We start from the raw sequence: 21,867 nt of genomic DNA, 5'->3' as shown, positions 1-21,867 counted from the left end.
CAGCCTTCGCACCTAGGCAGGATCTGTTCGGGCCCGCCGCCGCGCATTTCAGAAAGTTTCCCGCATCGCGTGGGTCGGAGCCTGCGCTTCCACAGTCAGATGCGACTTACCCCCAGGAAACGGCACCTCTTCACAGCTCCTGGGTCGTGACTCGAATCGCCCTCTGAAGGCAAACTCGACCGATGTCACGCGCCGACTTCGTTCATCTGCGGGTTCACTCCGCCTATTCGCTCTCCGAGGGAGCCATCCGCCCCAAGGCCCTGGTGAAGCTCTGCGAGGAGCAGCGCATGCCCGCCGTCGCTGTCACCGACAGCGGCAACCTCTTCGGCGCCCTGGAGTTCGCCCAGGAAGCGCAGAAGACCGGCATCCAGCCGATCATCGGCTGCCAGCTCGGGATCAGCCGCCCGGACACCGAACAGCGCAACGGCACTCCGCCGCCGCCGGACCAGCTCGTGCTGCTGGTTCAGAACGAGACCGGCTACCGGAACCTCATGCATCTCGTTTCTGTCGCCTTCCTGGAGAGCGAGCCCAGCGAGGCGGCCCAGGTCAGCCTCGATGTCCTAGGGGCGCATGCGGAGGGGCTTCTGGCGCTTAGCGCGGGCGTCTCCGGCGCTCTGGGCCGCCTGCTTGCCGCAGGACAGCGGCCCGCGGCCGAGGCCCTCCTTGAGCGCCTTGCGGCGATCTTCCCGGGGCGCCTCTACATCGAACTGCAGCGCCACGGCCTGCCGGAAGAGGACGCTATCGAGGGGCCGCTGCTGGACCTGGCCTACGCCCGCGACGTGCCGCTGGTTGCCACCAACGAGGCCTATTTCCCGGGTGCCGGCGATTACGAGGCTCACGACGCTCTGCTCTGTATCGCGGAAGGCGCGTACATCGCCCAGGGCGACCGCCGCCGCCTGACGCCGGACCACGGCTTCAAGTCCGCGGCGGAGATGCGGGCGCTCTTCGCCGACCTGCCGGAGGCGGTCGACAACACGCTGGTGATCGCCGAGCGCTGCGCCTACTTCCCCGAGTTCGTGAAGCCTATTCTGCCGGCCTTCCCGACGACGGCGGGGCGCAGCGAGGAAGAGGAGATGAAGGCCCAGTCCGAAGCGGGTCTGGAGAAGCGGCTGGAGGATCAGGTCTTCCCGGGCGTCGAAGCGGCGGAGCGCGAAGCGGTTGCCGCGCCCTACCGCGAACGCCTGGCCTTCGAGCTGAAGGTCATTCAGGAAATGGGCTTTGCCGGCTACTTCCTGATCGTTGCGGACTTCATCAAGTGGGCGAAGGCGCACAACATTCCGGTGGGGCCGGGCCGCGGCTCCGGCGCCGGCTCCGTCGTCGCCTGGGCCCTGACCATCACCGATCTCGACCCGCTGCGGTTCGGCCTGCTGTTCGAGCGGTTCCTCAATCCCGAGCGCGTGTCGATGCCGGACTTCGACATCGACTTCTGCCAGGACCGCCGCGACGAGGTGATCCGCTACGTTCAGGACAAGTATGGCCGCGACCATGTGGCCCAGATCATCACCTTCGGAAAGCTGCAGGCCAGGGCCGCCCTGCGGGACGTCGGCCGGGTGCTGCAGATGCCCTATCCGCAGGTCGACCGCATCTGCAAGCTGGTGCCCAACAACCCGGCCAATCCGGTCACCCTGCAGCAGGCCATCGACGGCGAGCCGCAGCTTCAGGAGATGCGCCGCGACGACGAAGCGGTGGACCGCCTCATTACCATCGCCCTGCGCCTGGAAGGGCTGTACCGCCACGCCTCGACCCATGCCGCCGGCGTGGTGATCGGCGACCGCCCGCTGGACAAACTGGTCCCGCTCTACCGCGACCCGCGCTCCGACATGCCGGTGACCCAGTTCAACATGAAGTACGTGGAGCAGGCGGGCCTGGTGAAGTTCGACTTCCTCGGCCTCAAGACGCTCACGGTCCTGGTGCGCGCCTGCGGGCTCCTGGAGCGGCGGGGGACGGCGGTCGACCTCGCCCACATCCCGTTGGACGATCCCAAGACCTTCGAGATGATGAGCCGTGGCGACACCGTCGGCGTATTCCAGTTTGAAAGTTCCGGCATGCGCAGCCTGCTGCGCGAGGCGCGGGTCGACACCTTCGAGGACATCATCGCGCTGGTGGCGCTCTACCGCCCGGGGCCGATGGAGAACATCCCGAAATACGTGGCCTGCAAGTACGGCCGCGAACAGCCGGAGGTCCTGCACGAAACCATCGAGCCGGTGGTGAAGGACACCTACGGCGTCATCATCTATCAGGAACAGGTGATGCAGATCGCCCAGGTCTTCGCCGGCTACACCCTGGGCCAGGCCGATCTGCTCCGCCGTGCCATGGGCAAGAAGATCAAGGCGGAGATGGACGCCCAGCGTGACGTCTTCGTCAAGGGCGCCATGGAGAAGGGCGTCAAGAAGGACCGCGCCTCCTACGTCTTCGATCTGGTCGACAAGTTCGCGGGCTACGGCTTCAACAAGGCCCACTCCGCCGGCTACGCCCTGGTCGCCTATCAGACCGCCTATCTGAAGGCCAATCACCCGGTCGAGTTCATCGCCGCCTCGATGACTTACGACATGGGCAACACCGACAAGCTGAACGTTTTCCGGCAGGAGCTTCAGCGCCTCGGTATCCCGTTGCTGCCGCCCGACATCAACCGCTCGGAACGCGATTTCTCGGTGGAGGTCCAGGAGGATGGCACGGCGGCGATCCGCTATGCCCTGGCGGCGGTGAAGAACGTCGGCGGAGCGGCCATGCAGGCGGTGGTCGAGGAGCGGCGGAGCGCGGGGCCCTTCAAGAGCCTGGGCGACGTCGCCCAGCGCGTCGACGTGAAGCTGATCAACAAGCGCCAGGTCGAGAACCTTGCCCGTGCCGGCGCCTTCGACCAGCTCTGTCCGAACCGGGCCCAGGTCTACCACGCCGCCGAAACCATCGTCCGCCACGCCAGTGCCGCGGCCAATGAACGCGAGAGTGCGCAGGTCAATCTCTTCGGCGCCGTCGCCGACGCGGGCCCGGCGCCCCTGCCGCTGCCGCCGGTAGAGGACTGGCCGGGTATGGAAAGGCTGAACCACGAATTCGATGCCATCGGCTTCTACCTTTCCGCCCATCCGCTCGACACCTACGGCGCCACGCTGGAAAAGATGGCGGTGGCGACCAGCAGCGACGTGCTGCAGGGGAGCGCCGGGGGCCTGGTGACCATGGCCGGGATCGTCATCGGCAAGCGCGAGCTCAACAGCCGCAAGGGCAGCCGCATGGCCTTCGTTCAGTTCACCGATGCCGCCGGCGTCTTTGAGGTGACCCTGTTCTCCGAGACCCTCAGCCAGGCCCGGGAACTGCTGGACGGCGGTCAGCCGCTCCTGCTCAAGGTCTCCGTCGAGCAGCGCGGCGAGGATGAGCCGCGGCTGACGGCACAGTCGCTGGAGCCCCTCGACAACGCGGCGGCCAAGGCCTCCAAGGGGCTGGACCTTTACCTGCACGATCCCGCACCGCTCGGCAGTCTGAAGTCGCTTTTGGAGCGCGAGGGCAGGGGTCGCAGCAAGGTAAAGCTGGTGCTGGCTCTCGAGGACGGACAGGAGGTCGAACTGGCGCTTGGCGGCGGCTACCGCCTCTCGCCGGCGACGCGGCAGGCCATCAAGGCCATTCCCGGGCTGGTCATGCAGGACCGCTGAAGCCCGCGCGCCTTCACGTCCGCCCTGTTGCAGGACGCCGGGATCGTGCAACTGTCGCCGGTCAGGAGTACACTGGGGCACGCGACAACGAGAAGGAGAAGCCGATGCCGTCCCTTAAGCGTCTTGCCTGCGTGCTCATTGTCGCCCTGGCGGCGACCGCAAGTGCAGGGGCGGCCGCGGCCCAGTCGACGAAGGCCGAAAAGGCCAGGGAGGTCTTCCAGGTCTTTCAGGGCGACGGTTTGATGGAGCAGATGTTCGAGGCGACGTTTGCCCAGATCAACGCCATGGCGCGGCAGGCCAACCCGGAGCTGCCCAACGAAGTCGGCGAGATCATCCAGGACGAGATTCTGGCCGCACTGAAGGAGTCCATGCCCCTGCTGATGGACGAGATGGCGATCATCTACGAGCGGGTCTTCACCGAGGAAGAACTGGACGCCATGCTGGCGTTCTACAAGAGCCCGGCCGGCCAGAGCATGATCAAGAAGATGCCGGCGATGATGGCGGAGACCGTGCCGCTGAGCCAGCGCTGGGGCATGGCCCTGATGCAGAACCTGCCGGGCAGGGTCGAGCAGCGGCTGCAGGACGAGGGCTACGAACTCTGATTGCGCCGCTGCGCTGTGACCTGGTTTTCCGGCGCCTGGATGGCCTTCGCCCTTGTCTGCTGTGCCGCCTTGGCTGAGGCGGCGTCGCTGGAGGCGGACCTGGAGGCGCTGCGCCGTCAGCACGACCTCGTCGCCCTGGCCGGCCTGGTTCTGAAGGACGGAGAGGTTCGGGAGATGGCGGCCGTGGGCCTGAGGCGCAAGGGCCATCCGGTCGCAGTGACCGTCGACGATCTCTGGCATCTGGGGTCCGTGACGAAGGCCATGACGGCGACCATGATCGCCCGCCTGGTCGAACGCGGGGTCCTGGACTGGACAACGACCCTATCCGACCTGCTGCCAGCTCACACCGAGAGCGTCCACAGCGGCTATCGTTCGGTTACGCTGGAGGACCTCCTGACCCACCAGGCTGGCCTGCCGGCGAACTTCTCCTTCTTCTCCAACTTCGAGCGTCCGCCGGTTGACGGCGAACTCCCGGACAAGCGGTTGCAGGCGGTGCTGAAGATCCTCGCGCAGACACCCGTCCACCCACCGCGCAGCGGCCATCTCTACTCCAATGTGGGCTACACCTTGGCTGGCGTGGTCGCCGAACAGGCAACCGGGGTTTCTTGGGAAGAGTTGATGCAGCGCGAGGTCTTCACGCCGCTCGGCATCACCTCTGCCGGCTTCGGCGCGCCGGGCCGGGCCGGCAGCATCGACCAGCCCTGGGGACACCAGACGATCCTGGGGCTGACGAAACGGGCTGTCGCCCCTGGTCCCAACGCGGACAACAGTGCGATCCTGGGGCCGGCGGGGACGCTGCACATGTCGCTGCGGGACTGGGCCCGCTTTGCCCAGGCGCATCTGGCGCTTCCCGGAGAGGAAGAGCCCCTGCTGCGGTCGGCGACCTTTCAGCGGCTGCATCGGCCGCAGGCCGAGGACTATGCCTATGGCTGGGTGGCGGGCGATGCGGGTGAACTGGGCGCACGCGGGCCGCTGCTGTGGCACAACGGCTCAAACACGATGTGGTACGCCCTGATGCTGATTCTGCCGCAACATAGGATGTCTATCCTATTTGCCAGCAACGACGGCGATGCGAAAGCCGCTGAGGCGGCGATGCAGGCGGCCGCTCAGGCTGTGGCGGCGCGCTACATAGTCCCTGCAGCAGCCGATGGACCTGGGCCATAGCGTCAAAGGGGGAGAGGGCGCGCGGACACGGTCCGAATCCGCCCGTTTGTGCTTGATTTTTGCACTGTCGGGGGCTAAACCGCCCACGTTTTCAATCTCACACGCGGGCATTGCGGCTGGCGGGGAGACATCCCGACCGTCGCTCCGGTGTCAGGACGCTGCCTTGGCGCAACCTCGGCAAGGTCCCGATGACAGGCCCGCGGTGGACCAACCGGAGAAGATCTTATGGCGCTTCCGAGCCCCTCGATGCGTCAGCTGTTGGAAGCTGGCGTTCACTTTGGACATACCACCCGTCGCTGGAATCCGCGCATGGCCCCCTACATCTTCGGGGCGCGCAACGGCGTTCACATCATCGATCTCGAGCAGACCCTGCCGCTGCTGAACCAGGCCCTGGTGACGGTGCGCGACATCGTGGCCGGCGGCGGCCGTGTGCTCTTCGTCGGCACCAAGCGCCAGGCCAGCGAGAAGGTGGCCGAGGCCGCGAAGCGCTGTGGCCAGTACTACGTCAATCACCGCTGGCTGGGCGGCATGCTGACGAACTGGAAGACCATCTCCAATTCCATCAAGCGGCTCCGGACGGTCGAGGACCAGCTTGGCGAGGAGCAGATCGGCCTGACCAAGAAGGAACTGCTGAACCTGACCCGCGAGCGCGACAAGCTGGAGCGCGCGCTGGGCGGCATCAAGGAGATGGGCGGCCTGCCGGACGTCATCTTCGTGATCGACACCAACAAGGAACACATCGCGGTCGACGAAGCCACCAACCTCAATATCCCGGTCATCGGTGTGCTGGACTCCAATTCCGATCCGAAGGGTGTCACCTTCCCGGTGCCCGGAAACGACGATGCCCTGCGTGCCATCAGCCTCTACTGCGATCTCATCGCCGATGCCGTGCTGGACGGTATCCAGGTCGAGCTGACGGCGAGCGGCGGTGATGTCGGTGCGTCGGAGGAAGCCCCGGTCGAGACGCTGCCCGAAGCCCCGGCGGCGGGCGAGGCCTCAGGCGAGGGCGCTGCTGAAGCTCCGGCGGAAGCAGCCGGCGAAGGCGCGGCCCCCGCGGCAACTCCCGAAGCCCCCGCGGCAGAGGGTGCGGCTGCATCCGAATCCGAGGCCGCCAAAGAGGCCTCCACCGGCGGCTGAGGCTGCCGGACAGACGCGATCGGTTCCCGGCGGCACCGGCCGCCGGGCTCTCAGGCGACACTGGACTCCAGAAAAAGGGAACGAGTCATGGCTCAGATTACCGCGGCACTCGTGAAGGAGCTGCGCGAATCCTCCGGCGCGGGGATGATGGACTGCAAGAAGGCGCTGACCGAAACGGACGGCGATCTGGAGGCTGCGGTCGATTGGCTGCGCAAGAAGGGGCTGGCCGCAGCCGCCAAGAAGGCGGGCCGCGTGGCGGCGGAAGGTCTGGTCGGCGTCGCCTCAGAGGGCACCTCGGGCGCGGTCGTGGAGGTGAATTCCGAGACCGACTTCGTCGCCCGCAACGAGACCTTTCAGGACTTCGTGCGCAACTGCGCGCAGATCGCCCTGGGCGTCGGCGGCGACCTGGAGCAGGTGAAGGCGGCAAGCTATCCCGCCACGGGCAATGCCGTGTCGGACGAACTGACCAACATGATCGCCAAGATCGGCGAGAATATGAGCCTGCGCCGCAGTGCCGGCATTTCCGTCGGCAAGGGCGTTGTCTGCTCCTACATCCACAACCAGACGGTGCCGGGCCTCGGAAAGATCGGCGTTCTTGTCGGCCTGGAGTCCGAAGGCGACACGAGCAAGCTGGAAGCCCTCGGGCGTCAGCTCGCCATGCATGTCGCCGCCGCCCAGCCTCTGGCCGTGGACCGCGACGGGGTCGATGCCTCCGCCCTGGAGCGCGAGCGCAGCGTGCTGAGCGAGCAGGCGCGTGCGAGCGGCAAACCCGAAGAGATCATCGAGAAGATGGTCGAGGGCCGTCTGCGGAAGTTCTACGAAGAAGTCTGCCTGCTGGAGCAGGTCTTCGTCATCGACGGTGAGAACAAGGTCTCCAAGGTGCTCGAATCGGCGGCAAAGGACGCGGGCGCCCCGGTGAAGATCGCTGGATTCCATCGCTTCCAGCTGGGCGAGGGCGTCGAGCGCGAAGAGGCCGATTTTGCTGCCGAGGTTGCGGCCACCCTCGGCGGCTGAGGGCCAGCCAGGGGATTCTCACGGTTTTCCACGGGGGACGCCGGCAAGGTGGCCCCAGGGGGGGCGCCCGGGGCGGTCCAGGGGTGGTCCTGGGGTGGTCCGGGGCCGGCGTGCGTCCGGGTTCTACGGGCGCCCCGCAATTGTCCGCGGCGGCTTTCTCGGCTATAGATTTGTCCCGCCTCCGGGGGCCTCGGGCCACTGGCGTGAAGGCCCTGGGCGCATTACCATACGGCCCGCTCCATTCCCGCCGACGAGTACCCGTCGCTAGGCTTCACAGAGGCTCATGTCCGAGACGCAAACCCAGCTGCACCCCGCGCCGCGCTATAAGCGCGTGCTTCTGAAAATCTCCGGCGAGGCCCTGATGGGCGATCGCGAGTACGGTCTCGACCGGGACATGGTGGCGCAGATCGCCCGCGACGTCGGCGAGGTCAGGGCGCGGGGCGTGGATGTCTGCCTGGTTGTCGGCGGCGGCAATATCTTCCGCGGCGTCTCTGTCGCGGCCGCCGGGATGGAGCGAGCCTCAGCCGACTATATGGGGATGCTGGCGACGGTCATTAACGCCCTGGCGCTGCAGAACGCGCTGGAGCAGATCGGTGTCGATACCCGGGTGCAGTCGGCGATTCCCATGGACACCATCGCAGAGCCTTACATCCGCCGCCGCGCCGAGCGCCATATGGAAAAGGGCCGGGTGGTCATCTTTGCCGCCGGCACCGGCAATCCCTATTTCACGACCGACACCGCCGCGGCGCTGAGGGCCTCGGAGATGGGCTGTGACGTCCTGCTGAAAGGGACGAAGGTCGACGGCGTCTACGACGCCGACCCGGAAAAGTCGCCGGAGGCCACGCGCTACGAGCGCCTGGACTACATGACGGTGCTGACCGACGACCTGGGGGTGATGGACCATGCGGCCATCTCCCTGGCGCGCGAAAACAAGATCCCGATCCTGGTCTTTTCAATCTATCGGCCGGGGGCCTTCGCCGAGGTGCTGGAGGGCAACGGGCGCTACACACTGGTGAAAAACGAGGACTGAGACGTGGCAGACCCTGACCTAAGTGGCATCAAGCGCCGGATGGACGGCGCCATCGATGCCTTGCACAAGGAATTCGCCGGGCTCCGGACCGGCCGGGCATCCGCCGGCCTGCTGGAGCCGATCACCGTGGAGGCCTACGGCTCGGCGACGCCGATGAACCAGGTCGGCAGCATCTCGGTGCCGGAGCCGCGCATGGTCACTGTGCAGGTCTGGGACCGCAGTCTTGTCGGCGCAGTGGAAAAGGCGATCCGCGATTCGGGCCTCGGCCTCAACCCGGCGACGGACGGCCAGCTTGTGCGGGTTCCCATTCCGCCCCTTTCGGAGGAGCGGCGCGTCGAGATGACCAAGATCGCGGGAAAGTATGCCGAGCAGGCCCGGGTGGCGGTCCGCAACGTCCGCCGCGACGGCATGGAAATGCTCAAGAAGATGGAAAAGGACTCCGAAATCTCCAAGGACGAGCACCATCACTGGTCGGACGAGATACAGAGCCTGACGGACAGCCACATAAAAAAGGTCGATGACACCCTCGCGCAGAAGGAAGAGGAGATACTCCAGGTCTGACTGCGATGGATGAGTCTCGCCTTTCAACCGAGCCGGCGTTGCCACAACACGTGGCTGTCATCATGGATGGAAACGGCCGCTGGGCAAACGCGCGCGGCCTGCCGCGAACCCTGGGCCACCGCCAGGGCGCCGAGGCCGTGCGCCGCTGTATCGCCGGCGCGGTGGAGATGGGCATCCCCTATCTGACACTCTACGGATTCTCGTCGGAGAACTGGCGCCGGCCGATGACAGAGGTCGAAGACCTCATGGGCCTGCTGCGCCGCTACCTGCAGAGCGAGTTGGCGGAGCTTCATGAACAGGGCATCCGCCTGCGCGTCATCGGGGAGCGGGACCGTCTGCCGGGCGACATCGCCCGCCTGATCGACGATGCCGAAGTACGCACCTGCGACAACGCGCGCCTGAACCTGATCATCGCCCTCAGCTACGGCAGCCGCCAGGAAATCGCCGCCACCGCGCGCCGCCTGGCTGAGGAGGCGGCCGCAGGACGTCTTGATCCGTCGCTGATCGATGAGGAGCTCTTTACCGAGGGTCTGCTGACGGCAGGGATTCCGGATCCGGACCTGCTTATCCGAACCTCGGGCGAGCAACGGCTCAGCAACTTTCTGCTTTGGCAGGCGGCCTACAGCGAACTGGTCTTTGTCGACAAGCTCTGGCCGGATTTCGAAGAGGCCGATCTGATGGCCGCCGTCGAGGAATATCTCCGCCGCGACCGCCGCTACGGCGCCGCCGCGGAGTCCCAGTAGGCCGCGGGCTTGCTCAAAGTCCGCATTCTCTCCGCGATCGTGCTCGCCCCGCTGGTGCTGGCGGGCATCTATGTCGGCGGCATCTGGCTGGACGCGCTGATGCTGCTGGCGGCGGGCCTGATGGGCTGGGAGTGGGCGCGGCTCTGCAGCGGCGCCAGGCTTGTGCCTGGGGGTTATCTCGTGATTGTCGTTCTGGTCGCACTGCCGCTGTTCTTCGCGGTCGGCCTGTCGCAGCACGCCTTGCTGGAGCTTCTGGCCGGAACGCTGGCCGTGCTCGTGGTGAGCCTGGTTCTGCATCGCCATCAGGCTCTCTGGCATCAGGCTCTCTGGCTGGCCGGCGGAACCTTCTACATCGGGCTTGCCGTGCTTTCCTTTCTCTGGCTGCGGCACCTCCCGGAACAGGGGCGTGATCTGGTTTTCTGGGTCCTGGCCGTCGTTTGGGCGGTCGACATCGGCGCTTACTTCGCCGGGCGTGGAATCGGCGGGCCGAAGCTTGCGCCCCGGATCAGCCCGAACAAGACCTGGGCAGGGCTGATCGGCGGCAGCCTCGCGGCCGGCCTGGTCAGCGCGCTGGCGGCCCTGTGGCTGGACAAACAGGCCGGCACGCTGTTTTTCGTCGGCTGCGCCCTGGCCGTCGTGGCCCAGGGCGGTGACCTTTTGGAGTCTTTCTGCAAGCGCCACTTCGGCGTGAAGGATTCCAGTCACCTGATTCCCGGTCATGGTGGTATCCTTGACCGCGTCGACGGCCTGCTGGCGGTCCTGCCCGTCGTCTTCGTGTTCGTTTGGGCCCTGGAGGTTTGAGATCGCAGATGTCCCTGGCAACCCCCTCCTTGAAGACCGCGGTCCAATCAAAGCGCCTCACGATTCTGGGCTCGACGGGGTCTATCGGCTGCAGCACGCTTGACCTTGTGGAGCGCAATCCCGAGGCCTTCGAGGTCGAGGCTCTGACGGCAAACCGCTCGGTCTCCCGTCTGGCGCTTCAGGCCAAGCGTGTCGGCGCCCGCCTCGCCGTGGTCGCCGACGAAAGTTGCTATTCCGATCTGAAAGAGGCGCTGAGCGGCAGCGGCGTTGAGGCAGCAGCCGGCGCCGCGGCGGTGGCCGAGGCGGCGGCGAGACCCTGCGACTGGGTCATGGCGGCCATTGTCGGCGCGGCCGGGCTGGCGCCGACCCTGGCGGCGGTTCGCGAGGGCCGGGTGATCGGGCTGGCCAACAAGGAAACGCTGGTCTGCGCAGGGGGGCTGATGACGGGCGAGGTGGCGCGCTGCGATGCGCAGCTCCTGCCGGTGGATTCCGAGCACAACGCGATCTTTCAGGTTCTGGATCTGGAGAACCGCGAGACCGTCGACCGTCTCATCCTGACCGCTTCCGGCGGGCCGTTTCGTTCCTGGTCGCGGGAGGATATGGCCGCTGTTACGCCACAGCAGGCGGTGGCGCATCCGAACTGGGACATGGGCGCCAAGATCTCGGTCGATTCAGCGACCATGATGAACAAGGGCCTGGAACTCATCGAGGCCCATTACCTCTTCGACATGCCGGCGGACCGCATCGACATCCTGGTTCATCCGCAGTCGGTGATCCATTCCATGGTCTCCTATGTAGACGGCTCGGTCCTGGCCCAGCTCGGTCAGCCCGATATGCGCACCCCGATCGCCTATGCTCTGGCTTGGCCGGAACGGATGGCGACACCGGTGGACCGTCTGGACCTGGCGGCCATCGCGCGCCTGGATTTCGAGGCGCCCGACGCCGAACGGTTTCCCGCCCTGGCGCTCGCCCGTTCGGTCCTCAAGGCCGGCGGCACGGCCCCGACCACGCTCAACGCCGCCAACGAGGTGGCGGTCGCGGCCTTTCTGGCGGGGCAGATCGGCTTCGTCGAGATCGCCGCAGTGGTCGAGGAGACCCTGGCACGGCACCCCAGCGGCCCTCTGACGTCTTTGGAGGAGGTCGAGGCTGCCGACGCCCTGGCGCGGTCCACCGCCGGAAGGCGGCTTGAAGAACGAGGCGGGCGGGCCTAAGTCCTTTTCTTGACAGCGGTTTTGGAGTATCACCAGGGCAGCTGGCACAGCGGAGCGGAGGTCTTTTCCGGCTGCGCCCGACCAGCGCCAGGAAGCCGCGCATCTTTCAGACAAAGATTTAGGAACGATCTATAAGTTATGGATTTTTCTGGCGGCCTTTACGGCTTCGGCATTCCTTTCCTGGTCATCCTCACTGCGCTGGTCTTCGTCCACGAGCTGGGGCACTACCTTGTCGCCCGCTGGAACGGTGTGCGGGTCGAGATCTTTTCCATCGGGTTTGGGCCGGAACTCTTCGGCTGGACGGACAAGGCCGGAACGCGATGGAAGTTCAGCATCATCCCGCTTGGCGGCTATGTGAAGATGTTCGGCGACGCCAATGCGGCCAGCATGCCCGACGGCAGCGTTTCGGAGCTGAGCGCGGCCGAGAGGGCCGTTGCCTTTCCGCATAAACGCCTGGGACAGCGGGCCTGGATTGTCGCGGCCGGGCCGATTGCGAACTTCCTCTTTGCCATTGTGCTGCTCGCTGGCCTTTTCAGCGTCATCGGCCAGCCCTTCACGCCGGCCGTGGTCGGCGAGGTGATGCCGGACTCTGCCGCCGAGGCCGCCGGTTTCGAGCCCGGAGACGAAGTGATTTCGGTCAATGGCCAGTCGGTTGCCCGATTCGAAGAGCTGCAGCGCATCGTCGGCCTGAGGCCGGAAGAACGGCTCGAGGTGGTCGTGCTCCGCGACGGCCAGGAAGTCGACCTTGTCGCCATCCCGGCGCGCGTGGTCCGGGAAAACGGCCTGGGCGAAGAACAGGAGGTCGGCCAGCTGGGCATTCAGCGCAGCAGCAGCGACTTCATTCGCCACGACCCGGCAACTGCGGTCTGGCAGGCCACGCGAGAAACCGTCTCGATCATCAACCAGACCTTTACGGCCCTCGGTCAGATCATCCGGGGCGACCGGGGCGCCGATGAACTGGGCGGACCGATCCGCATCGCGCAGATGTCCGGTCAGGTTGCCGAGCACGGGATTCCGCAGGCGATTTTCTTCGCTGCCGTCCTTTCGATTAACTTGGGATTGATTAACCTGTTCCCGGTACCCATGCTCGATGGCGGCCATCTTCTGTTCTACGCCATCGAGGCTCTGCGGGGCCGCCCCCTGGGCGAAAGGGCCCAAGAATACGGTTTCAGGATCGGACTGGCTCTGGTATTGACGTTGATGGTTTTCGTGACGTGGAACGACCTGCTCCGCTTCGAAGGCTTGGTGAGTTTCGTTAAGGGCCTGGTCACTTAGAGCATAAGCGCCAGAGCCACGGGGGAAGGATCGAGGGAACGTGTTTCGCGGACGGTTGTTCGTCGTCGCCTTGGCGTGCCTGCTGTCCGGTACAGTGTGCGTCAGCCTGCCAGAGCCACTTCAGGCACAGTCATTGCTCTCCGGGGGCCGAATCGATGCGATCCGCGTCGAGGGCACACAGCGCATCGAGGCCGCGACCGTGCGCTCCTACATGCGGGTCAATCCCGGCGATCCTTTCGATCCGGTTCGCCTTGACCGCTCCCTCAAGAACCTGTTCTCCACCGGCCTTTTCGCCGACGTCAGCCTGCGTCGGGAAGGCAACGTACTGGTCGTGGTCGTTGCGGAGAACCCCATCGTCAATCGTATTGCCTTCGAGGGCAACCGCCGCATCGACGATGAGACTCTGCAGCAGGAAATCGAGTTGCGTCCACGCGTCGTCTTCACGCGCACCAAGGTTCAGAGCGATGCCGACCGCATCCTGGAAATCTACCGCCGCTCCGGACGGTTTGCCACCACGGTCGAACCCAAGGTCATCCAGCTCGAGCAGAACCGGGTCGACCTGGCGTTTGAGATTTCCGAAGGGCCGCTCACGAGCATTCGCTCCATCAATTTCATCGGCAATCGCGAGTTTTCGGATTCCACTCTGCGCGACGAGGTGACCACCTCTGAGGCGTCGTTCTGGAACTTCTTTACCAACACCGATACCTACGACCCTGACCGCCTGACCTTCGATCGGGAGCTCCTGCGGCGCTTCTATCTGAACGAAGGCTATGCCGATTTTCGGGTGGTCTCGGTGGTTGCCGAACTGACCCCTGACAATCAGGACTTCATCGTCACCTTCACGATCGAGGAGGGGCCGCGCTACCGCTTCGGCGCGATCGGGATCGAAACGACCCTGCGCAACCTGGACCCGGAATCGCTGCGGGGTGAACTCACCACCTACGAGGGCGACTGGTACGACGCCAGCGAGGTCGACAAGACCATCGAAGCCCTCACCGAGGCGGTGGGGGATCTCGGCTTTGCTTTCGTCGATATTCGCCCCCGTGTGCAGCGCGACCGCGAGAACCTCACTATCGACCTGGTGTTCGACATTCAGGAGGGACCCAAGGTCTTCGTCGAACGCATCGACATCGAGGGCAACGTCCGTACGCTTGATCGCGTCATCCGCAGGGAGTTCAGGCTGGTGGAAGGCGATGCCTTCAACAGTTCCAAGCTGCGCCGTTCGCGCCAGCGCGTCCAGAACCTCGGCTTCTTCAAGACGGTCACCGTCGAGAACGAACCGGGCAGCGCGCCGGACCGCACCGTCGTCAGGGTGGAGGTCGAGGAACAGTCCACCGGCGACCTGACCTTCGGTGCCGGTTTCTCCTCGGCCGACGGGCCTATCGGCAACATCGGCATCCGCGAGCGCAACCTTCTTGGCCGCGGGCAGGATCTGCGGCTGAGCTTTACCCTTGCGGGCGAAGCTTCGGAGGTCGACTTGAGTTTCACCGAGCCCTACTTCCTCGACCGCAATCTGGCCGCCGGTTTCGACCTCTTCCGAACCACCGACGACAGGGACGACGAGAGCTCCTTCGAGGAGGAACGCCTCGGCGGGTCGGTCCGCGCGGGCTTCAATCTCACCGAAGAAATCCGCAACGTGGTGCGTTACACCATCGAGAACCGCGACATCACCGACGTCGGCAGCGACGCCTCCTTGCTGGTTCGCTCCGAAGAAGGTGAGACCTTGCGCTCCGGCGTCAGCAACGAACTCATCTACGACACCAGGGACTCTCGCTTTGATCCCCGTGACGGCGTGATCGGACGCCTGAGGACGGAGGTCACCGGCCTCGGCGGCGACGTGAGCTTCCTCAAAGCCTCGGTCAACAGCGGCTACTACTACACGATCTTCGAGGACTACACGGCCAGTCTGCGCGGATCTGCGGGGACCATCTTCGGCATCGGCGAAGACACGCGCATCTCCGATCGCTTTTTCCGCGGCGGCGGCAATCCGCGCGGCTTCGAATTCGGCGGCATCGGGCCGCGTGATGAACGTACCGGCGACTCGCTGGGCGCCAAGCACTTCTACACAGGGACGGTAGAGGTCGCTTTCCCGATCTCCCTACCTTTCGATTTGGATGTTCGCGGACGACTCTTTACCGATGTCGGGGCTGCCTGGGATCTGGACGAGGACGGCAACCTGGATGTCGATGTGGAAGATTCTTCGTCGCCCAGGGTCACGGTCGGCACGGGTGTCTCGTGGAACTCGCCCTTCGGGCCGGTTGTCGTGGACCTGGGCTTCGCAGTGGTCAAGGAGGATTTCGACGAAACCGAAATCCTGAGCTTCAGTTTCGGAACGCAGTTTTAGGCAACATGACGCGTCAATGCAGCTGGCCGTTGCGCTTCGCCGCTGCTCTTGTCTTCTTGAGTATTATTCCGGTTGCGGCCAACGCGCAGGTTGAGCGGGCACCGCTCATCGGGGTCATCGATGTTCAGGCCGTGCTTCGCGAGTCGGTCGCGGTGAAGACCCTGGCTCAGCGCGTCGAGACCGCACGGGTCGCAGCTCAACAAGCCATGCAGGACAGGGAAGTGGCGCTGCGCGAGGCAGACCTTGATCTGGCACAGCGCAGATCCAGCTTGTCTGCCGAGGATTATCGCCAGGAGCGCAGCAGCCTTGAAGCGGAGGGCGTGGCGCTTCAGCGGGAGATGCAGGCCGAACGGCGGCGCCTCGACCAACTCTTCAGCCAAGGCATGGCGCAGGTTCAACAGGTGCTTCAGTCGATCTCCCAGGAGATAGCGATCGAACGTGATCTGGACCTGGTTCTTGCGAAGACCACCGTCATCATCGTGAAGTCCGAGTTCGATCTGACGGAGGAGGCGCTGCGGCGGTTGAACAGCCGCCTGACCGATGTTTCCTCGGGCACGGCAGGCAACTAGGCAACGACGGGCAAGGCCGTTGCGGGCAGAGACGGCGAACCCAAAGGGGTGGTGGTATGGCGGACAGCCGATTCTTTAAACGGGCAGGGCCTCTCAGCCTTTCGAAGCTGGCTGCTTTGGCGGAAGCAGAGCTGCAGACCGGCAGTGATCCGGAATCCACGTTCCAGGACGTGGCCCCCCTTGATCGGGCCGGCCCACAGGATGTCAGCTTTCTCGACAACCGGCGCTACGTCGAGCAGTTCGAGCAGAGCGAGGCCGGGGCCTGCATTCTGGACCCGGAGTTTGCCGGACGGGCGCCCAAAGGAATGGCGCTGATCCTGACCAAGCGGCCTTATCGAGGCTATGCCAAGGTCGCCCAGGCGTTCTACCCGGCCCGGATGCCGGTGGCGGGTGTTCATCCAAGCGCTGTCGTCGACGAAAGCGCCAGCCTGGGCGAGGACAGCGAGATCGGTCCGGGAGTGGTGGTGGGCCCCGGGGCCAAGATCGGCCGCGCCTGCCGTCTGGGGGCCAACACCGTTGTCGGCCAAGGCGTCGAAATCGGCGACGGGACCGTTGTCGGACCCAACGTCTCATTGGAATTCTGCGTCGTCGGACGGGCCTGCCAGATTCATGCCGGTGCCAGGCTCGGGACCCGGGGCTTCGGCTTTTCCATGGACCCAGAGGGCTTCGTCGACGTGCCCCAGCTCGGGCGGGTCATCGTGGAAGACGGCGTCGAGATCGGCGCCAATTCGACCATCGATCGCGGGGCCGGGCCGGACACCGTAATCGGCGCCGGGGCAAAGATTGATAATCTTGTACAGATCGGGCACAACGTGCGCATCGGCAAAGGCTGCGTGCTTGTGGCGCAGTCCGGCGTGGCCGGCAGCTCCGTTCTGCAGGACTTTGTGGCGGTTGCGGCACAAGCGGGAGTATCCGGCCATCTGAAGGTCGGCGCGGGCGCCAGAATCGGTGCGAAGTCGGGCGTCATGCGTGACATTCCTGGAGGTATGACCGTGTTGGGCAGCCCGGCCCGGCCGGCCCGGGAGTTCTTTCGGCTGTGCGCGCTATGGGATCGCCAGCTGAAGGCAAGAGGTAGGAAGAAGGATGAGTGAAGAGAGCAGTGAACGGAACGGTGTCGCCAGCCTTGATGTCCAGGACATCATGGGGCTGCTTCCGCACCGCTATCCGTTCTTGATGATTGACCGGGTGGAAGACATCGTACCCAACGAGTCAGCGACCGGCGTGAAGAACGTCACGATCAACGAACCGTTTTTCCTCGGCCATTTCCCGGAACGGGCCGTGATGCCCGGTGTCCTCATCGTCGAGGCCATGGCCCAGACCGCCGCCGCTCTGGTGATGTTCACCCTCGGCGAGGACGCTCACGGCAAGCCTGTCTACTTCATGACCGTGGACGATGCGCGCTTCCGCAAGCCTGTGGTTCCCGGCGACGTCCTCCACATTCATGTCACGAGAGTCCGGAACCGCCGCAACGTCTGGAAGTTCTCCGGCGAAGCGAAGGTCAATGGAACCCTGGTCGCGAGTGCAAGCTACTCCGCGATGATCATGGATTACTGATGCCGGACATCCACCCCACAGCGATTGTCGAACCCGGCGCCAAGATCGGTGACGGATGTCTGATCGGGCCTTACTGCATCATCGGGCCGCACGTGGTTCTTGGCGAGGAGATCAAGCTCCACAGCCATGTCGTGATCGACGGGCATACGACAATCGGCGCCCGCACGCAGATCCTGCCGTTCAGTTCGATCGGTCAAACCCCGCAGGACCTCAAGTACCGCGGCGAGCCTTCGGAACTGCGGATCGGCACCGACAACATCATCCGTGAGCATGTCACGATGAACATCGGCACAGAGGGCGGCGGCATGGTGACCCGTGTCGGCAGTCACGGCCTCTTCATGCCGGGATCTCACGTCGCCCACGACTGCAAGATCGGCGACAACGTGATCATGGCGAACAACTGCACCCTGGCCGGTCATGTCACGATCGAGGACAACGTGATCCTTGGCGGGCTCACCGGCGTGCAGCAGTTCGTCCGCGTCGGCCGCAATGCCATCCTCGGCGCGATGGTCGGCACGAAGCATGACGTCATTCCCTATGGCATCGTCATGGCCCGCCCGACCCGTTTGGATGGGCTGAACCTGATCGGGCTCAAGCGCGCGGGCATCGCCAGCGATGAGATCCAGAAGCTCCTGAAAGTCTACGACCGGCTTTTCGGAGAGGAGGGCGGCACGCTGACAGAGCGCATGGATGGCATCGAGGACGATTTCGGGGAGCTGGACACCGTGCGCAACCTGCTGACCTTCCTGCGGGTCGAAACGGGCCGGCCCGTCCTGCGCCCGCAAGAGTACTGATGGTGGTTTCAGGCTGATGACGGGGCCGCTGGGCATTGTTGCTGGCGGCGGACACCTTCCCCGCCGGCTTATCGAGCATTGCCGGTCGCAGGGCCGCGGCACTTTCGTGGTTGCCATCGAAGGCAACACCGAGCCGTCCACGGTGGAAGGCGTCGAGCACCTCTGGGTCAAGCTCGGCCAGACCAAGCGCGCCATGGACGCGCTGCGAACCGCCGGCGTGGCCGAACTCGTTCTGATCGGCCCCGTCAAGCGCCCTTCGTTGTCCGAGCTGCGCCCCGACGGCTACACCTTGAAGGCTCTGACCAAGCTGAAGTTCAACAGCCTGGGCGATGACGGCCTCCTGGGAGCGCTCGTCAAGGCGCTGGAGCAGGAAGGCTTCGTCGTCCGTGGCGTCGACGAACTGATGGGCGATCTGCTGGCCTTCAAAGGGCCTTATGGGCGGCTTCTGCCCGATGCCCAGGCCGAGGCCGACATCGCGCGCGGAGTTGCCGTCTTGCAGGCGATGGGGGCCGCTGATGTTGGGCAGGCGACGGTGATCCAGGATGGCATGGTTCTGGGTGTCGAGGCTATCGAGGGGACCGATGCTCTGCTGGAGCGCTGCGGACCGCTGCAGAGGAACGGTTTGGGCGGCGTTCTGGTCAAACTCAGCAAACCCGGACAGGAGCGACGGGCGGATCTTCCGACGGTCGGGGTAAGAACGGTCGAGGGCGCCGCCGCGGCCGGTCTTCGCGGGATCGCAATCGAGGCCGGACACACCCTTGTGGTCGACACCGACGCCGTCGCGCGCGCCGCCGACAGGGCAGGGCTGTTCCTGATCGGAATCGAACGGCCGGCATGACTGCGACGGACGTGGAGGGAGAAGTCGCTCAGGAATCAGGGCCGCTGATCTTCGTGATTGCCGGCGAACCCTCGGGAGATGTTCTGGGCGCACGCCTGATGGCAGCCCTGAAAGCCGAACGGCGCGGGGCGGTGCGCTTTGCCGGTATCGGCGGGGAGGAGATGACACGCGAAGGCCTGCGGAGCCTTTTTCCTATCCAGGAATTCGCAGTCATGGGTTTCCTCGAGGTGCTGCCCCATGTCTTTCACATCATCAGGCGTATCCGCCAGACCGCTGCCGCGGTTCGGGCGCAGCACCCTGACATCGTCGTGACCATCGACTCGCCGTCCTTCACCCTGGAGGTCCAGCAGCGCTTGAAGGACGCAGGGATGCCGTTGGTCCACTACGTCGCCCCCCAGGTCTGGGCTTGGAAGGCCAAGCGCGCCAAGCGCATGGCACGCTACCTCGATGCCGTGCTGGCGCTTCTCCCGTTTGAACCGCCGCTTTTCGAAGCCCATGGCCTGCGCGCACGCTTTGTCGGCCATTCCGCCGTCGAGGACGCGGCCGGGGAGGAGGCTCGCTTGGCCGACCGGCCCTCGCCGTCAGGCGAGGGGCCGCTGCTGGCCGTGCTGCCGGGCAGCCGCAAGGGGGAGGTGCGCAAGCTGCTGCCGGTGTTTGAAGCGACGGTCGCGGCCCTCGCCCGCAAGCACCCGGGTTTGCGGGTCGTGATCCCCACGGTGGAGACGGTAGATGCAGCCGTGCGTGAGGCGACCGCATCCTGGCCGGTTCCCGTGGAGGTGACGCGGGGCGTGACCGCAAAGCGCCGGGCTTTTGCCCGGGCCCAGGCGGCTATCGCGGCCTCCGGCACCGTGGCTCTTGAACTGGCTGTAGCCGCGGTGCCCACCGTCATTGCCTACCGCCTGGGCGGATTCACGGGCTTGCTGCCGTTCAGCTGGCTGAACGTTCCCTATGCCAGCCTGGTCAACATTCTTGCCGGGCGCATGGTGCAGCCCGAGCTTCTGCAGCGCGACTGCAGGCCCGAGAAGATTCTCGGGCCGATCGACCGCCTCCTGAGCGACCCCGCCGCGCGCTTGGCCCAGCGCGAAGCCTATCTGGAAGTGATCCGGGCGCTTCAACCTGCCTCCGGCGAAAGCCCCAGCCGCTGCGCCGCCCGCGCGGTGCTGAGCCTGTTGGCGGACAAGGAGAAGGGCGCCTAGAGAACCCCAGGCGCCCTCGTTTCTGCAGTTCCGCTTGCCCGCGAACGACCAGGCTATCGCTGGTCGAGGGGGACGTACTTGCGTTCGGTGTGGCCGTTGTAGAGCTGGCGCGGGCGGCTGATCCGCTGGCTCGGGTCCTCGATCATCTCGCGCCACTGGGCGACCCAGCCGACCGTGCGCGCCAGTGCGAAGAGCACCGTGAACATGGTGGTCGGGAAGCCCATGGCTTTCAGGATGATGCCGGAATAGAAGTCGACATTGGGGAAGAGCTTCTTCTCGGCAAAGTACTCGTCCTCCAGCGCGATGCGCTCCAGTTCCATGGCAATGTCCAGCAGCGGGTCCTGGACTCCCAACTCACTGAGAACCTCATGGCAGGACTTCTGCATCACCTTGGCGCGGGGGTCGTAGTTCTTGTAGACCCGGTGCCCGAAACCCATAAGACGGAAGGGATCGTCGCGGTCCTTGGCGCGCTCGATGAACTCGGGGATGCGGTCCTTGCTGCCGATCTCCTGCAGCATCTGCAGCACCGCCTCGTTGGCCCCGCCATGGGCCGGCCCCCAAAGCGAGGCGATCCCCGCGGCTATGCAGGCGAAGGGGTTCGCGTTGCTGGAGCCGGAGATGCGCACCGTGGAGGTCGACGCGTTCTGCTCGTGGTCGGCGTGGAGGATGAAAATCCGATCCATGGCGCGCGCCAGCACCGGGCTGATCTTGTATTCCTCGCAAGGTACCGAGAACACCATGTTCAGAAAGTTCTCGGCGTAGTTCAGATCGTTGCGCGGATAGACGAAGGGCTGGCCGATGGAGAACTTATAGGCCATGGCCGCGATGGTCGGCATCTTGGCGATGAGCCGGTGAGAGGCGACCATGCGCTGGTGTGGATCGCTGATGTCGGTGGAGTCGTGATAGAACGCCGACATCGCACCGACCACGCCCACCATGATCGCCATGGGATGAGAATCCCGGCGGAAACCACGGTAGAAGTAGTTCATCTGCTCGTGCAGCATGGTGTGGTAGGTGATCGAACGCTCGAAGCCCGCCTTTTCCTCGGCCTTCGGAAGCTCGCCGTGCAGCAGCAGGTAACAGACGTCCATAAAGTCGCTGTGCTCGGCCAGGTCCTCGATCATGTAACCGCGATGCATCAAAATACCGGCTTCGCCATCGATATAAGTGATTGCGGAATCGCAACTCGCGGTTGAAGTAAAGCCGGGATCATACGTGAAGCAACCGGTCTCCGCATAGAGCCGGCGCACATCGATTGCACGTGGCCCGACGGTTCCGCCAAGGATCGGGAGTTCCACGCTTTTGCCGGTGGAATTGTCGGTCACGGTGACGGTTTGGTTGGTACTGCTGTCGCGCGCTACATCGTTCATCTTCCCATCCCCATGACAGTCCA

Annotated in this window: 19 protein-coding genes; 18 read left to right on the top strand and 1 reads right to left on the bottom strand. The window is 65.1% G+C overall.

Annotated features, from left to right (window positions below; all coding sequences use genetic code 11):
* Nucleotides 1–182 precede the first annotated feature (182 nt).
* The 18 genes from dnaE to lpxB all read left to right on the top strand — a co-directional run bounded on the left by dnaE (nt 183) and on the right by lpxB (nt 20,474).
* Nucleotides 183–3,641 (top strand): DNA polymerase III subunit alpha, encoded by a 3,459-nt coding sequence (gene dnaE / locus ACO06P_RS01880; RefSeq protein ID WP_420348322.1) that lies wholly within the window; start codon nt 183–185, stop codon nt 3,639–3,641.
* 104 nt (nt 3,642–3,745) lie between these two features.
* The gene (locus tag ACO06P_RS01875; protein ID WP_420348321.1) at nt 3,746–4,243 is read left to right on the top strand and encodes a DUF2059 domain-containing protein; all 498 of its coding nucleotides are present in this window, start codon (nt 3,746–3,748) and stop codon (nt 4,241–4,243) included.
* On the top strand, nt 4,244–5,407 hold the full coding sequence (locus tag ACO06P_RS01870) for a serine hydrolase domain-containing protein (RefSeq protein WP_420348320.1): 1,164 nt from the start codon (nt 4,244–4,246) through the stop codon (nt 5,405–5,407).
* Between the two features lie 225 nt (nt 5,408–5,632).
* Entirely contained in the window at nt 5,633–6,544 is a 912-nt protein-coding gene (gene rpsB, locus ACO06P_RS01865) for a 30S ribosomal protein S2 (protein WP_420348319.1), read from the top strand.
* Between the two features lie 87 nt (nt 6,545–6,631).
* Nucleotides 6,632–7,558: a translation elongation factor Ts gene (gene tsf, locus ACO06P_RS01860; RefSeq protein WP_420348318.1), complete on the top strand. Its 927-nt coding sequence runs from the start codon at nt 6,632–6,634 to the stop codon at nt 7,556–7,558.
* 283 nt (nt 7,559–7,841) lie between these two features.
* Entirely contained in the window at nt 7,842–8,588 is a 747-nt protein-coding gene (gene pyrH, locus ACO06P_RS01855; RefSeq protein ID WP_420348317.1) for a UMP kinase, read from the top strand.
* A 39-nt stretch (nt 8,589–8,627) separates the two neighbouring features.
* Nucleotides 8,628–9,149, top strand: a complete 522-nt coding sequence (gene frr / locus ACO06P_RS01850) for a ribosome recycling factor (RefSeq protein WP_420349686.1) — start codon at nt 8,628–8,630, stop codon at nt 9,147–9,149.
* A 5-nt stretch (nt 9,150–9,154) separates the two neighbouring features.
* Nucleotides 9,155–9,892 (top strand): isoprenyl transferase, encoded by a 738-nt coding sequence (locus ACO06P_RS01845; RefSeq protein ID WP_420348316.1) that lies wholly within the window; start codon nt 9,155–9,157, stop codon nt 9,890–9,892.
* Between the two features lie 9 nt (nt 9,893–9,901).
* Entirely contained in the window at nt 9,902–10,693 is a 792-nt protein-coding gene (locus ACO06P_RS01840; RefSeq protein WP_420348315.1) for a phosphatidate cytidylyltransferase, read from the top strand.
* A gap of 8 nt (nt 10,694–10,701) precedes the next feature.
* Nucleotides 10,702–11,904, top strand: a complete 1,203-nt coding sequence (locus ACO06P_RS01835; protein ID WP_420348314.1) for a 1-deoxy-D-xylulose-5-phosphate reductoisomerase — start codon at nt 10,702–10,704, stop codon at nt 11,902–11,904.
* A 138-nt stretch (nt 11,905–12,042) separates the two neighbouring features.
* Complete coding sequence (gene rseP, locus ACO06P_RS01830) at nt 12,043–13,179, top strand: RIP metalloprotease RseP (RefSeq protein ID WP_420348313.1); 1,137 nt, start codon at nt 12,043–12,045, stop codon at nt 13,177–13,179.
* 40 nt (nt 13,180–13,219) lie between these two features.
* A complete protein-coding gene (gene bamA, locus ACO06P_RS01825; RefSeq protein WP_420348312.1) occupies nt 13,220–15,523 on the top strand; it encodes an outer membrane protein assembly factor BamA in 2,304 nt (767 codons plus the stop codon).
* Nucleotides 15,524–15,552: 29 nt separating this feature from the next.
* Nucleotides 15,553–16,092: an OmpH family outer membrane protein gene (locus ACO06P_RS01820; RefSeq protein WP_420348311.1), complete on the top strand. Its 540-nt coding sequence runs from the start codon at nt 15,553–15,555 to the stop codon at nt 16,090–16,092.
* A gap of 56 nt (nt 16,093–16,148) precedes the next feature.
* A complete protein-coding gene (lpxD, locus tag ACO06P_RS01815) occupies nt 16,149–17,183 on the top strand; it encodes a UDP-3-O-(3-hydroxymyristoyl)glucosamine N-acyltransferase (RefSeq protein WP_420348310.1) in 1,035 nt (344 codons plus the stop codon).
* Nucleotides 17,176–17,646: a 3-hydroxyacyl-ACP dehydratase FabZ gene (gene fabZ, locus ACO06P_RS01810; RefSeq protein ID WP_420348309.1), complete on the top strand. Its 471-nt coding sequence runs from the start codon at nt 17,176–17,178 to the stop codon at nt 17,644–17,646. Before lpxD ends, fabZ begins: the two co-directional genes overlap by 8 nt.
* On the top strand, nt 17,646–18,440 hold the full coding sequence (gene lpxA, locus ACO06P_RS01805; RefSeq protein WP_420348308.1) for an acyl-ACP--UDP-N-acetylglucosamine O-acyltransferase: 795 nt from the start codon (nt 17,646–17,648) through the stop codon (nt 18,438–18,440). The genes fabZ and lpxA overlap by 1 nt, the downstream gene beginning before the upstream one ends.
* 16 nt (nt 18,441–18,456) lie before the next feature.
* Complete coding sequence (locus ACO06P_RS01800; protein WP_420348307.1) at nt 18,457–19,278, top strand: LpxI family protein; 822 nt, start codon at nt 18,457–18,459, stop codon at nt 19,276–19,278.
* A complete protein-coding gene (gene lpxB / locus ACO06P_RS01795) occupies nt 19,275–20,474 on the top strand; it encodes a lipid-A-disaccharide synthase (protein ID WP_420348306.1) in 1,200 nt (399 codons plus the stop codon). The genes ACO06P_RS01800 and lpxB overlap by 4 nt, the downstream gene beginning before the upstream one ends.
* Before the next feature lie 53 nt (nt 20,475–20,527).
* Here the strand turns inward: lpxB and ACO06P_RS01790 are convergent, their stop codons facing one another.
* A complete protein-coding gene (locus ACO06P_RS01790) occupies nt 20,528–21,844 on the bottom strand; it encodes a citrate synthase (RefSeq protein ID WP_420348305.1) in 1,317 nt (438 codons plus the stop codon).
* Between the last annotated feature and the right edge of the window lie 23 nt (nt 21,845–21,867).

It is taken from the genome of Pelagibius sp., assembly GCF_965227505.1.
In the GTDB taxonomy this organism is placed as follows: domain Bacteria; phylum Pseudomonadota; class Alphaproteobacteria; order Kiloniellales; family Kiloniellaceae; genus Pelagibius.
The sequence above is the reverse complement of the archived record's forward strand: the minus strand, read 5'-3'. Positions and strand labels throughout refer to the sequence as shown.